Annotated in this window: 12 protein-coding genes; 6 read left to right on the top strand and 6 right to left on the bottom strand. The window is 67.9% G+C overall.

Features of this window, described 5'->3' with window-relative positions:
* Positions 1-11 precede the first annotated feature (11 nt).
* The 4 genes from Q8X39_RS10910 to Q8X39_RS10895 form a co-directional block, all read right to left on the bottom strand.
* A complete protein-coding gene (locus tag Q8X39_RS10910) occupies positions 12-1,301 on the bottom strand; it encodes a YeaH/YhbH family protein (RefSeq protein ID WP_305749701.1) in 1,290 nt (429 codons plus the stop codon).
* A gap of 126 nt (positions 1,302-1,427) precedes the next feature.
* Entirely contained in the window at positions 1,428-3,350 is a 1,923-nt protein-coding gene (locus Q8X39_RS10905) for a PrkA family serine protein kinase (RefSeq protein ID WP_305749700.1), read from the bottom strand.
* A gap of 358 nt (positions 3,351-3,708) precedes the next feature.
* Positions 3,709-4,617 carry a ParB/RepB/Spo0J family partition protein gene (locus Q8X39_RS10900; protein ID WP_305749699.1) on the bottom strand — a complete coding sequence of 303 codons (909 nt, stop codon included), beginning with the start codon at positions 4,615-4,617 and terminating at the stop codon, positions 3,709-3,711.
* 18 nt (positions 4,618-4,635) lie between these two features.
* A complete protein-coding gene (locus Q8X39_RS10895; protein WP_305749698.1) occupies positions 4,636-5,223 on the bottom strand; it encodes an RBBP9/YdeN family alpha/beta hydrolase in 588 nt (195 codons plus the stop codon).
* A 53-nt stretch (positions 5,224-5,276) separates the two neighbouring features.
* Between Q8X39_RS10895 and argC the strand changes: the two genes are divergently transcribed.
* Positions 5,277-6,209, top strand: a complete 933-nt coding sequence (argC, locus tag Q8X39_RS10890) for an N-acetyl-gamma-glutamyl-phosphate reductase (RefSeq protein WP_305749697.1) — start codon at positions 5,277-5,279, stop codon at positions 6,207-6,209.
* Between the two features lie 220 nt (positions 6,210-6,429).
* Here argC and Q8X39_RS10885 read toward each other — a convergent pair whose 3' ends face one another.
* Positions 6,430-6,798 carry an SWIB/MDM2 domain-containing protein gene (locus Q8X39_RS10885; RefSeq protein ID WP_305749696.1) on the bottom strand — a complete coding sequence of 123 codons (369 nt, stop codon included), beginning with the start codon at positions 6,796-6,798 and terminating at the stop codon, positions 6,430-6,432.
* Between the two features lie 401 nt (positions 6,799-7,199).
* Here Q8X39_RS10885 and Q8X39_RS10880 point away from each other — a divergent pair, with 401 nt between their 5' ends.
* The 5 genes from Q8X39_RS10880 (at position 7,200) to Q8X39_RS10860 (ending at position 11,585) form a co-directional block, all read left to right on the top strand.
* Positions 7,200-7,919: a TerC family protein gene (locus Q8X39_RS10880; RefSeq protein ID WP_305749695.1), complete on the top strand. Its 720-nt coding sequence runs from the start codon at positions 7,200-7,202 to the stop codon at positions 7,917-7,919.
* 55 nt (positions 7,920-7,974) lie between these two features.
* Positions 7,975-9,000 (top strand): serine/threonine-protein kinase, encoded by a 1,026-nt coding sequence (locus Q8X39_RS10875; protein WP_305749694.1) that lies wholly within the window; start codon positions 7,975-7,977, stop codon positions 8,998-9,000.
* 31 nt (positions 9,001-9,031) lie between these two features.
* Complete coding sequence (locus Q8X39_RS10870) at positions 9,032-9,838, top strand: Stp1/IreP family PP2C-type Ser/Thr phosphatase (protein ID WP_305749905.1); 807 nt, start codon at positions 9,032-9,034, stop codon at positions 9,836-9,838.
* A 42-nt stretch (positions 9,839-9,880) separates the two neighbouring features.
* On the top strand, positions 9,881-10,570 hold the full coding sequence (locus Q8X39_RS10865) for an FHA domain-containing protein (RefSeq protein WP_305749693.1): 690 nt from the start codon (positions 9,881-9,883) through the stop codon (positions 10,568-10,570).
* A 238-nt stretch (positions 10,571-10,808) separates the two neighbouring features.
* Positions 10,809-11,585 (top strand): MBL fold metallo-hydrolase, encoded by a 777-nt coding sequence (locus Q8X39_RS10860; RefSeq protein WP_305749692.1) that lies wholly within the window; start codon positions 10,809-10,811, stop codon positions 11,583-11,585.
* Positions 11,586-11,600: 15 nt separating this feature from the next.
* Here the strand turns inward: Q8X39_RS10860 and Q8X39_RS10855 are convergent, their stop codons facing one another.
* Positions 11,601-12,362, bottom strand: a complete 762-nt coding sequence (locus tag Q8X39_RS10855) for a sulfite exporter TauE/SafE family protein (protein ID WP_305749691.1) — start codon at positions 12,360-12,362, stop codon at positions 11,601-11,603.
* Positions 12,363-12,645: the final 283 nt, after the last annotated feature.

Below are 12,645 nucleotides of genomic sequence, written 5' to 3'. Positions count from 1 at the left end.
AAGAGGCTGAGTCATGCGCTGGCGCCTTCCTTCTTGAACAGGTCGCGGAAGACCGGGTAGATCTGCGAGGCCTCGGTGACCTTGCGCATCGCGAAGTGCGGTCCGGTGGTCTCGGCCAGGCGGCTGTATTCCTCCCAGAGGTTCTGCTCCGGATCGGCCACCTGGACATAGGCGTAGTAGCGGCACAGCGGCAGGATCTTCTGCTCCAGCAGCTCGCGGCAGCGGCCGCTGTCGTGGTGCCAGTTGTCGCCGTCGCTGGCCTGCGCGCCGTAGATGTTCCACTGGTCCGACGGGTAGCGCGAGCGGACGATCTCCTCCATCAGCACCAGCGCGCTGGAGACCACCGTGCCGCCGGTCTCGGTCGAGTGGAAGAAGCCCTGCTCGTCGACCTCCTGGGCCTGCGTGTGGTGGCGGATGAAGACGATCTCGATCTTCTCGTAGTGCCGCGTCAGGAACAGGTAGAGCAGGATGAAGAAGCGCTTGGACAGCTCCTTGCGCCCTTCGTCCATCGAGCCCGAGACGTCCATCAGGCAGAACATCACCGCCTTGCTGGTCGGCACCGGCACGCGCACGCGGTTGCGGAAGCGCAGGTCGATCGGGTCGAGGAAGGGGATGGCGCCGAGCCGCTTCTTCAGGGCGAGGATGGCCGCCTCCAGCTCGACGATGCGGGCCAGCGCGACGGTGTCGCCGGGCTTCGCCTCGGCCTGGACCTGCGCCAGCTCGGCCTCCAGCTCGTGCAGCTCGCGCCGGCTGGTCATGCCCAGCGCGATGCGCCGGCCCAGCGCGCCGCGCATCGAGCGCACCACGTGCAGGTTGCTGGGATTGCCGTCGCTGACGTAGCCGGCGCGGTGGCTCTTCCACTCGGGCGTCTCGGCCAGCTGGGTGCGCACGAGGTGCGGCAGGGCGAGGTCCTCGAAGAAGACCTGCATGAACTCTTCCTTGCTCAGGCTGAAGACGAAGTCGTCCTCGCCTTCGCCGGAGTCGCTCGCCTGGCCCTGGCCGCTGCCACCCCCGCCGCCGCCGCCGGGCGGTCGCTTGATGCGGTCACCGGCGAGGTACTCCTGGTTGCCCGGATGGACCATCTCGCGCTTGCCGCCGCTGCCGTGGTGGAACACCGGCTCGCTGATGTCCTTCTTCGGGATGTGCACGTCCTCGCCGCGCTCGATGTCGCGGATGCCCCGGCCGTCAATCGCCCGGCGCACCGCGTCCTTGATCTGCGTCTTGTAGCGGCGCAGGAAGCGTTCGCGGTTGCCGATCGACTTGTTCTTGCCGGCGAGTCGGCGGTCGATGATCTGTTGCATCAGGCTTTCCATTCAACAGGCGATTCCGAGGTGAACCGATCGGGCCGAGCGCCGGGCCGCTCCCAAGCCGGCCCGCATCCCCTCGGGGGATCGGCTGACGACCCGTCAGCCGAGGGGCCTTGACGCCTAGCTGGACTTGCGCACCCGGAGATACCACTCGCACAGGAGCCGGACCTGCTTGCCGGTGTAGCCCTTGTTGACCATGCGGTTGACGAAGTCCTCGTGCTTCTTGGCCTCGTCGGCGCTGGCCTTGGCGTTGAAGCTGATGACGGGCAGCAGCTCCTCGGTGTTCGAGAACATCTTCTTCTCGATCACCGCACGCAGCTTCTCGTAGCTGGTCCAGACCGGGTTCTTGCCCTGGTTGTTGGCCCGCGCGCGCAGCACGAAGTTGACGATCTCGTTGCGGAAGTCCTTCGGGTTGGCGATGCCGGCCGGCTTCTCGATCTTCTCGAGCTCGGCGTTCAGGCTGGCCCGGTCGAACACCTCGCCGGTGTCGGTGTCGCGGTACTCCTGGTCCTGGATCCAGTAGTCGGCGTAGGTCACGTAGCGGTCGAAGATGTTCTGGCCGTACTCGCTGTAGCTTTCGAGGTAGGCGGTCTGGATCTCCTTGCCGATGAACTCCGCATACCGCGGCGCCAGCAGTTCCTTGATGTAGGCGACGTACTTCTGCTCGACCTCGGCGGGGAACTGCTCGCGCTCGATCTGCTGCTCCAGCACGTACATCAGGTGGACCGGGTTGGCGGCCACTTCCTGGCTGTCGAAGTTGAAGACCTTGGAGATGATCTTGTAGGCAAAGCGCGTGCTGATGCCGCTCATGCCCTCGTCGACGCCGGCGTAGTCGCGGTACTCCTGGTAGCTCTTGGCGCGCGGGTCGGTGTCCTTCAGGTTCTCGCCGTCGTAGACCATCATCTTGCTGTAGAGGCTCGAGTTCTCGGGCTCCTTCAGGCGCGTGAGGATGGCGAACTGGCTCATCATCTTCAGCGTACCCGGCGCGCAGGTGGCACCGGCCAGCGAACTGCCCTTGAGCAGCTTCTCGTAGATCTTCACTTCCTCGCCGACGCGCAGGCAGTAGGGCACCTTGACGATGTAGATGCGGTCGAGGAAGGCCTCGTTGTTCTTGTTGTTGCGGAAGGCCTTCCACTCGCTCTCGTTGCTGTGCGCCAGCACGATGCCGTCGAAGGGGATGGCGCCGAAGCCCTCGGTGCCCTTGAAGTTGCTTTCCTGGGTCGCGGTCAGCAGCGGGTGCAGCACCTTGATCGGTGCCTTGAACATCTCGACGAACTCGAGCAGGCCCTGGTTGGCCAGGCACAGGCCGCCGGAGTAGCTGTAGGCATCGGGATCATCCTGCGCATAGGTCTCGAGCTTGCGGATGTCGACCTTGCCCACCAGCGAGCTGATGTCCTGGTTGTTCTCGTCGCCCGGCTCGGTCTTGGCGATGCCCAGCTGCTTGAGGATGCTGGGGTAGCGCTTGACGACCTTGAACTGCCGGATGTCGCCGCCGAACTCCTCCAGCCGCTTGACCGCCCACGGGCTCATGATGCGGTTGAGGTAGCGGCGCGGGATACCGTACTCGTTCTCGAGGATCGGGCCGTCCTCGACCACGTCGAACAGGCCCAGCGGCGACTCGTTCACCGGCGAGTCCTTGATGGCGTAGAACGGCACCTCCTGCATCAGCTGCTTGAGCCGCTCGGCGATCGAGCTCTTGCCGCCACCGACGGGGCCCAGCAGATACAGGATCTGCTTCTTTTCCTCCAGCCCCTGCGCCGCGTGCCGGAAGTAGGACACCACCTGCTCGATGGCGTCCTCCATGCCGTAGAACTCGGCGAAGGCGGGGTAGATCTTGATGACCTTGTTGGCGAACAGCCGTGACAGGCGCGGGTCGTTGCGCGTGTCGATCATCTGGGGCTCACCGATCGCCTTGAGCATGCGCTCCGGGGCGGTCGCGTAGGCGAGCGGGTTGCGCTTGCACTCGTTGAGGTAGTCCTCGAGGGAGAGCTCCTCCTCGCGGGTGCGCTCGTAGCGCGCGGCGAACTTGCTGATCACGTCCATGCAGGCCTCCTGAGGTTCAGGGGAACCGACGGACTGATCATGGCCGCCGGTCCAGGGAAGATCTGATGGAGTCCGTGCGCCGCCTTCATGTTGAGCGGTGCGAGGCTCCATCAGAGCTTTCCGTCGCTCTGCAGACGTCTTGCGCGTGTCCTTGCGTGTGACCCGATGATGTCAGCTTCGTTCAAAACGATGCGGGGCATCGATCGAACAAACCCGGAGAAGACAGGGATCTTTCCCGGTCAAGGCTGTCGCGTTGGCAACAGCCCCTGTTCGACATCACGGCTCACGGACCCACGCGGTGGACGATGCAAGCGCTGTGCCGGGGACGCGCTGCCGGGCGGCAGCGCAGGCGCGCCGTTCAGGCGTCGCGCAGGCCGAGCTTCTCGAGCAGGCCGTTGAGCTCGTCGAGCGAGCCGAAGGCGATCGCCACCTCGCCCTGTTCGCCGCGCTTGCCGCGCTTCTTGACGCGGATCTCGACGGCGGCGGTGAGCGCGTCGGCGAGCTGCTCCTCGATGCGCGCGATGTCGCGCGACTTCTCGCTCTTGACGCGCAGCAGCGGCTGCTGGCGGCCGCCTTCATGGCGGGCGACGAGCTTCTCGGCCTCGCGCACCGACAGCTTGCGCGCGACGATCTCGTGCGCCTGGGTGATCTGGTGCACCTTGTCCAGCGGCAGCAGCGCGCGGGCATGGCCCATGTCGATGTCGCCGGCCATCAGCAGCTGCTGGACCGGCTCGGCCAGGTTGATCAGGCGCAGCAGGTTGGACGTCGCGCTGCGGCTGCGGCCGATGGCCTGCGCGGCCTCTTCGTGCGTCAGGCCGAACTCGTCGATCAGGCGCTGCACGCCCTGGGCCTCTTCCAGCGGGTTGAGGTCCTCGCGCTGGATGTTCTCGATCAGCGCCATCGCGGCGGCGGCCTGGTCGGGCACCTCGCGCACCAGCACCGGCACCTCGTCGAGTCCGGCCATGCGCGCGGCCCGGGTGCGACGTTCGCCGGCGATGATCTCGTACATCGGCAGGCCGTCGGCGGCCGCCACCGGACGCACCAGCACCGGCTGCATCACGCCCTGTGACCTGATGCTCTCGGCCAGCTCGACCAGCGAGCCCTCGTCCATGCGCGTGCGCGGCTGGTACTTGCCTGGCTGCAGCTGGTTGAGCTTGACGGCGGAGGGTTGCGGCGCGCTCCCGGCGCTGTCGCTGTCGGCGCCGACCTGGGGCCCGAGCAGGGCCTCCAGACCACGACCGAGACCTTTGGGCTTCTTGGTGACCATGGGCGCGATTGTCGGCGATCAGCCCGGCAGGGCCAGACGCACGCCGGCGGCCAGCGTGCGCAGCAGGGCGTGGCCCTCGTCCCAGTCGCCCAGCCCGGACTCGCCGTTGAGGTGGCCGCGCGGGCCGGCCAGGAGGACCGGCGCACCCCAGCCGGCGCAGAAGGCGGTGGCGCGGTCAACGCTGCAATAGGGGTCGTCGGTCGAGACCACCGCCAGCGCCGCGAAGGGCAGCCGGCCGCGTCGAACCGGGCGCCAGTTGTGCAGCTGCGGCGGCATGTCCTCGCGCTCGGTGTCGGGCGGCGCGACCAGCAGGGCGGCGCGCACCCGGTCGGTCAGCCGGCTGTGTTCAGCCCAGGCCGCGACCAGCTGGCAGCCCAGGCTGTGGGCGACCAGCACGACCGGCGCGTGCGTGGCCACGAGCACCTCGTCGAGCCGCGCCATCCAGTCGCCACGCCGCGGCCAGGTCCAGTCGTCCTGCTCCAGCCGGTGGTAGCCGTGGCGCCCGATCCAGCGGCTCTGCCAGTGCGCGGCGTCGGAATTCAGCCAGCCAGGCAGGACCAGCACGTGGGCGGTCGGCAGGGCGGGTTCGGCAGGGTTTGGGGTCATGACCATGCCGTATTCTTGCGCCTCCATCCCGAACCAACCCGCTGCGGATCACCATGAAGCACACCGTCTTCGTCGACGGCCAGGAAGGCACCACCGGCCTGCGCATCCACGAGTACCTCGCCGCCCGCCCCGACATCGAGGTGTTGCGCATCGCGCCCGAACTGCGCAAGGACAGCGCCGAGCGCGCCCGTCTGCTCAACGCCGCCGATGTCGCCTTCCTCTGCCTGCCCGATGCCGCCGCGATCGAGGCGGCCGCGCTGGTGACCAACCCGCGCACCTGCCTGATCGATGCCAGCACCGCGCACCGCATCCACCCCGACTGGCGCTTCGGCCTGCCCGAACTCGCCGCCGGTCAGCGCGAGGCCCTGCGTGCGAGCAAGCGCATCGCCAACCCAGGCTGCCACGCCAGCGCCTTCATCCTGCTGGCCCGTCCGCTGGTCGACGCCGGCCTGATCGCGCCCGAGCAGGCGCTGAACGCCACGTCGATCACCGGATACTCCGGCGGTGGCAAGAAGATGATCGAGCAGTACGAGGCCGGCGGCGACACGAAGCTGCTGTCGCCGCGCCCCTATGGCCTGAGCCTGGCGCACAAGCACATCCCGGAAATGATGGTGCAGAGCGGCCTGCTGACCAAGCCTGTCTTCATGCCCATCGTCGCCAACTTCTACAAGGGCCTGGCGGTGACGATCCCGCTGCACCTCCAGGACGCCGGCGACGCCGGGCGCATCCATGCAGCCTGGCAACGGCACTACGAAGGCGAGCGCTTCGTGCGCGTGATGCCGCTGGACGACGCGGCCACGCTGGCCGACGGCTTCTTCGACGTCCAGGCCTGCAACGACACCAACCACGTCGACCTGTTCGTGTTCCGCCATGGCGCCCAGGCGCTCCTGATGGCCCGACTGGACAACCTCGGCAAGGGCGCCAGCGGCGCGGCGGTGCAGTGCATGAACCTGCACCTGGGCTGCGACGAAGGCCTCGGCCTCTGAGGGCTGCGGCCCGAGGCCAGGGACCGAACAACGAAACGCGCACGGTCCGGAAAATCCCTGGGACCTTCCGGACCGGCCGGCCCGGAAAACCCTCGCCACGTTTTCCGACATTCGACCGCCTGGGTTCGATCAACCGGTTCATGAAACCGGCCTCGGAAACGAAACAACCCGGCCAGGGCCGGGTTGTTTGACGTCAGCGGGAAGCCGATCGTTCAGGGCATCAGGACAGCTGGTCGCTGATCAGCTTGGTCATCTCGAACATCGAGACCTGATCCTTCTTGAAGATCGCCTTGAGCTTGGCGTCCGCATTGATCATGCGCTTGTTGGCCGCATCCTGCAGCTTGTGCTTCTTGATGTATTCCCAGACCTTCTTGGTGACCTCGGTGCGCGGCGCCGGGGTGGCACCGATCACCGCTGCCAGCGCGGCCGAGGGCGTCATCGCCTTCATGAACGCCGCGTTCGGCGTGCGCTTGGCGGCGACCGTCTTGCCGGCGGCCTTCTTGGCCGGAGCCGTGGTGGCCGGAGCCGTGGCCGCCACGGCCTTCGTTGCCGGGGCCTTCTTCGCGGCCGCCTTCTTCGCAGTTGCCATGTGTATTCTCTCCATCAAGGTATGTGATGAGCCGGCGGTGGGCACGTGCCGCATGAGCACGTTTACTCCGATCCGCATGGCGCTGACGAATGGTACTGCCTCGAATGGCCGATTGAGAAGGCGTGACAGGACGGTTTCCCCCTGAACCCCCCCTGGATTTCCCCTTGAAGTGTCGCCATCGAGCCCAATCCAGCGATATCCCCCGACCCCGAGCGAACACGAGACAAGGGTCGAGGCGCTTGGGGCATGTGTGGGCGGCCTGCATGGGCGGCGTGCGTGGTGCTACGCATCCTCAGCCGCAATGACGGCCCATACACTGCGGAGCCGCCGACGCGGCAGGGCCGGCCTCGCCAGGGTCAGCCAGATCGCTGCCGTCCGAACCCTCAGACACCCGCCCCACCATGGAAACGTTCCTCTCCCCCGAGTTCTGGCTCGCCGTCGGCCAGATCATCATGATCGACATCCTGCTGGGTGGCGACAACGCGGTCGTCATCGCGCTGGCCTGCCGCAAGCTGCCCGATGCCCAGCGCCAGGCCGGCATCCTGTGGGGCACCGTGGGAGCCATCGTGCTGCGCGTGGTCCTGATCTTCTTCGCGCTGACGCTGCTGCAGTTGCCCTTCCTGAAGCTGGTCGGCGGTGCGCTGCTGCTGTGGATCGGCATCAAGCTCCTGGCCCCCGAGGACGACGACGAGCACGACGGCATCCAGGCCAGCGACAAGCTGTGGGCTGCGGTCAAGACGGTCATCGTGGCCGACTTCGTGATGAGCCTGGACAACGTCATCGCGATCGCCGGTGCGGCCGAGTCCACCGGTGGCGACCACCGCATGCCGCTGGTCATCTTCGGCCTGCTGGTGAGCATCCCCATCATCGTCTGGGGCAGCCAGATGGTGATCAAGCTGATGGACCGCTTCCCGCTCATCATCACCGTTGGCGGCATGCTGCTGGGCTGGATCGCCGGCACGATGGCCGTCACCGACCCGGCGGTCGGCCGCTGGATCACGGCCGGCGTCGAGGTCTCGTCGACGGTGCGCTACGGCGCCGGTGTGGTGGGCGCCTTGCTGGTGCTGGCCGTCGGCCGCTGGCTGGCTTCGCGAAAGTCTGCCGCGCCGGTCGCCTCCTGATCGACGCGCGCCGCAGCGTCGCCCCCGCCACGCTGCCGAGGACCCAGCCGCCACGATGACCGACACGCGCCGCCCCGATCCGCCGGACGACGCCGATGGCGTCGCCTCGGAGAGCGGCTGGCCGGTCGCGGCGGGCGACGCGAAGCTCGGTCACTACCTGCTCGACCGCGAGCTGGGCCGCGGCGCCATGGGCCGTGTCTACCGGGCCCATGACATACGAGACGGCCGGGTCGTGGCCATCAAGACGCTGGCGCTGGGCCGCGAATTCCAGGGCTATGCGCTCGACGAGGCCCGGACCCGCTTCCAGCGCGAGGCCCAGGCCGCCAGCCGGCTGCGCCATCCCGACATCGTGGACGTCATCGACGGCGGCGACACCGAGGAGCTGGCCTACCTCGTGATGGAACTGCTGAGCGGCTGCGACCTGTCGCACCACATCCGCCCGGCGACGCTGCTGCCGGTCTCCAGCGTCGTCGCGATCGGCGCGCGCGTGGCCGATGCCCTGGCCCATGCCCATGCCCACGACGTCGTGCACCGCGACATCAAGCCGGCCAACGTGATGGTCGATGCCCGGCACGACCGGGTGAAGGTGATGGACTTCGGCGTCGCCCGCCTGCTCGATGCCAGCCGCACGCGGACCGGGCTGGTGCTGGGCTCGCCGTCCTACATGTCGCCCGAGCAGCTGGCCGGGCGCACGCTCGACGGCCGCAGCGACCTCTACTCGCTGGGCGTCGTGCTGTTCCAGTTGCTGACCTCGCGGCTGCCCTGCAACGGCGCGACGATGACCGAGCTGATGGCCGCCGTCGCCCATCAGCCCGCCCCGGACGCACGCCACCTGCGGCCCGGCCTGCCCGACGCGCTGGCCGACGTCGTCACCATCCTGCTCGAGAAGCGACCCGAGCTGCGCTATGCCGACGGTCACAGCCTCGCCGGTGACCTGCGCCTGATCGCCGCGCGCATGCAGCCGCGCGATCCGCAAGCCGCTGCCGAGGCCACCCTGACGGCGGCCACCGGCGGGCGCGAGGCGAAGGACGCAGACCGTGGCTTGCGTGGCGCACCCGGTTCGGATGCCCTCCCGGGTTGAGGGCGATGCGGGCACAATTGTTTGCGTGAACATGGACAGATCCAGCCCCGCGCTCCTCAGCTACGAGTTCCATGCCGTGACCGATCGCGGCCGGGTACGCGCCAACAACGAAGACTCGGTCGCCCTCGACGAGGACGCCGCGCTGGCCGTGCTTGCCGACGGCATGGGCGGCTACAACGCCGGCGAGGTCGCCAGCGGCATGGCCACGGCCTTCATCCGATCGGAACTGGGCCGCTGGCTGGTCGAGGCCGCCGGCGAGGTCAGCGACCACGACGTGCGCCGGGCGATGGACGTCTGCGTCGACAACGCCAACCGCGCGATCTTCAACGCCGCCAACGCCAACCCGCAGTACGCCGGGATGGGCACGACGCTGGTGGTCGCGGTCTTCCGCGGCATGCAGCTGCTGGTCGGCCACATCGGTGATTCGCGCGCCTACCGCTGGCGCGAAGGCGAGCTGGTGCAGCTCACCCGCGATCACTCGCTGTTGCAGGAACAGATCGATGCCGGACTGCTGTCGCCCGAGCAGGCGGCCCTGAGCCTCAACAAGAACCTGGTCACGCGCGCGGTCGGCGTCGAGGACATCGTGCTGCTGGAAGTGCACCCGCACGCGCTGGTCGCCGACGACTGGATCCTGATGTGTTCGGACGGCCTGTCGGACATGCTCGACGACGCCCGCATCGCCGAAGTCCTGCGCGGACACAACCAGGTGGCAGATGCCGCACATGCCCTCGTTGAAGCAGCCAATGAGGCAGGCGGACGCGATAACATCGCTGTGATACTGGTGGCTGTGCGTGCTGCTGCTTCAGCAGGACGTGCGTGGTGGCCTTTCCGGCGGTGAGGGCTCCGGAACCAGAAAGACCCCCCTGCTCAGAGGTCGCGCATGCCTAAGCTTGTCGTTTCGTTGGACGGTGTTGTCATCAAGGAAGTCCAACTCACCAAGGACAAGACGACGCTGGGTCGTCGGCCCTACAACGACATCGTGATCGACAACCTCGCCGTCAGCGGCGAGCACGCGGTGCTCCAGATGGTCGGACAGGACGTCTACATCGAGGACCAGAACAGCACCAACGGCACCTACATCAACGGTCGTGCCGTCAAGAAGCAGCTGCTCCAGCACAACGACACGGTCGAGATCGGCAAATACAAGATCAAGTATCTGGTCGAGGACAGCGCCGACTACGAGAAGACCATGATCCTCAAGCCCGGCCAGATGCCGCCGGGCATCGGCGGTGCGCGGCCCCAGCTGCCGACCTCGCCGGGCCACCTGCCGCCGCCGTCGAACTTCGGCAGCCTCGGCATCTCGACGGTCACGCAGGCCTCGATCAAGGTGCTGTCGGGCGCTGCAGCGGGTCGCGAGGTCGCACTGACCAAGGTCGTGACCACCGTCGGCAAGCCCGGCGTGCAGGTCGCCTCGATCACCAAGCGTCCGGGCGGCTACGTCTTCGCCCACGTCGAAGGCAGCACGCGTCCGACCGTCAACGGCTCGGCGGTGCAAGGCGACCCGGTGCATCTGAAGGATGGCGACGTGATCGAACTCGCCGGCACGCAGATGCAGTTCGTGCAGCCCTGACGCGCCCGAGTGCCCTGGACGAGCCGGGGCGACGTGCCACGGTCAGCGAACGGTCATCCGCTGCGTGCCCTTGTTCACGACCGCCACATTTCCAGGTCCACCGTCTGTTGTCGCAGTGCGTTTGTGCTCAACCGGGCGCTTGCCCGACGCACCGTCGGCGGGCAGCATTCGCGCCTTGATCGCCCGCAAGGTCGCCGCCTGTCCGACGACCGACCTCAAGGCCTGACCTGGAATTCGAATGAACCTGCGCGTTCTCGGCTGTTCGGGCTCGATTGCCCAGGACTGCCGAACCACCTCCTTCCTGCTCAACGACAGCGTCCTGGTTGACGCGGGCACCGGCGTGGGCGACCTGACGCTCGACGAGATGGCGGCGATCGACCACATCCTGATCTCGCACTCGCACCTCGACCACGTGCTCGGCATCGCGCTGATCGCCGACAGCGTCATGCACCGGCGCATGTCGGGCGACGAGTGCCGGCCGATCCGCGTGCATGCGCTCCCCGAGACCCTCGAAGCCCTGCGCCGCCACGTCTTCAACAACGTGATCTGGCCCGACTTCACGCGGTTGCCGCGGCCGCAGCAGCCGATCCTAGAACTGCACCCGATCGAGATCGGCCAGCGCCTGACGCTGGCGGACCTGCCCATCGAGGTGCTGCCCGCCGCCCACACCGTGCCCGCCTGCGGCTTCGGCGTGGCCACGCCCAGCGGCTGGTGGATCTACACCGGCGACACCGGCCCCAACCCGGCGCTGTGGCGCACGCTGCGCGGCCGCCGGATTGCCCAACTCGTCATCGAGACCGCCTTCAGCGACGACGAACGCGCACTGGCCGAGGTCAGCAAGCACCTGTCGCCCAGCATGCTCGCGGCCGAGCTGGAGCAGCTCGAGGAGCACACCCGCGTGGTCATCACGCATGTGAAGCCCGGCGAGATGGCGGCGGTGACCGGCCAGCTCGCGGCCATGGGCCTGGGCCGCACGATCACGCCGCTGGCGCGCGGCGAGACCTTCCGCTTCTGAGCCTGGGCAGGCGGCTCAGAGCCGCCAGGCGTCCCAGCCGGTGCGCAGGATCAGCAGGCTGACAACAGCGATGAAGACGCCGCGCACGAAGCCTGCGCCGCGCTTCAGCGCCAGGTGGGTGCCGACGTAGCTGCCCGCCACGTTGGCCACCGCCATGGTGGCCGCGACCTGCGGCATGACATGCCCGGCCCACCAGAACCAGGCCAGCGCCGCGACGTTGGTGGCGACGTTCAGCAGCTTGGCGCTGGCCGAGGCATGCAGGAAGTCGTAGCCCAGCGCACGCACCATCAGGAAGACGAAGAAGCTGCCGGTGCCGGGCCCGAAGAAGCCGTCGTAGAAGCCGATCGACAGGCCGATCAGCGTGGCGAGCAGGCGCTCGGACGTGGCACTGCGGTGCGGCGCGTGCTCGCGGCCAAGGTCCTTGCGCCGCAGCGTGTAGACCAGCACCGCAGCCAGGATGAAAGGCAAGGCCTTGCGCAGGCTGCCCGCGCTGACCTGGGTGACCAGCCAGGCGCCGAAGGCCGCACCCGCGAAGGCCGCCGCCATCGCCGGACCGAGCGAGGTCCAGTTCAGCGTCACGCGGCGCGCATACAGCCGCGCCGCCCAGGCCGTGCCCCAGACCGAGGCACTCTTGTTGGTGCCGAACAGCGTCGCCGGCGCCACGCCGGGGTAGGCCGCGAACAGGGCCGGCACCAGCACCAACCCGCCACCACCGACGATCGCGTCGACAAAGCCCGCCAGCGCCGAGGCCAGCGTGACCCAGATCCATTCCGTCATGCGCCCCGCGCCCTTCCCGTGCCCTTGCGGACACATGCCCCACGATGTCGTCCGGAGGTTTTCCGTCCGGACAAAGAAAAAGGCGCCGGGTGATCCGGCGCCTTCGAATTGTCTCTTGTGTGACGGGGCGACTGCTGTTGGCACCCGTGGGGTCAAATCTTGTTCTGTGGCCGGATCCGCGATGCATGTTCTTCTGCGGAATCCAGCGGTTCTGCGGGTCTTGTCTCCTCAGCACCTCGCTCCGGCAACGGGCCTCTAGGGCCCCGCTTGCGAGTCGCTGGAC

The organism is Leptothrix discophora (assembly GCF_030705305.1).
GTDB lineage: Bacteria > Pseudomonadota > Gammaproteobacteria > Burkholderiales > Burkholderiaceae_C > Sphaerotilus > Sphaerotilus discophorus.
Note: the sequence above shows the minus strand (reverse complement) of the source record. Positions and strands in the feature narration are given on the sequence as shown.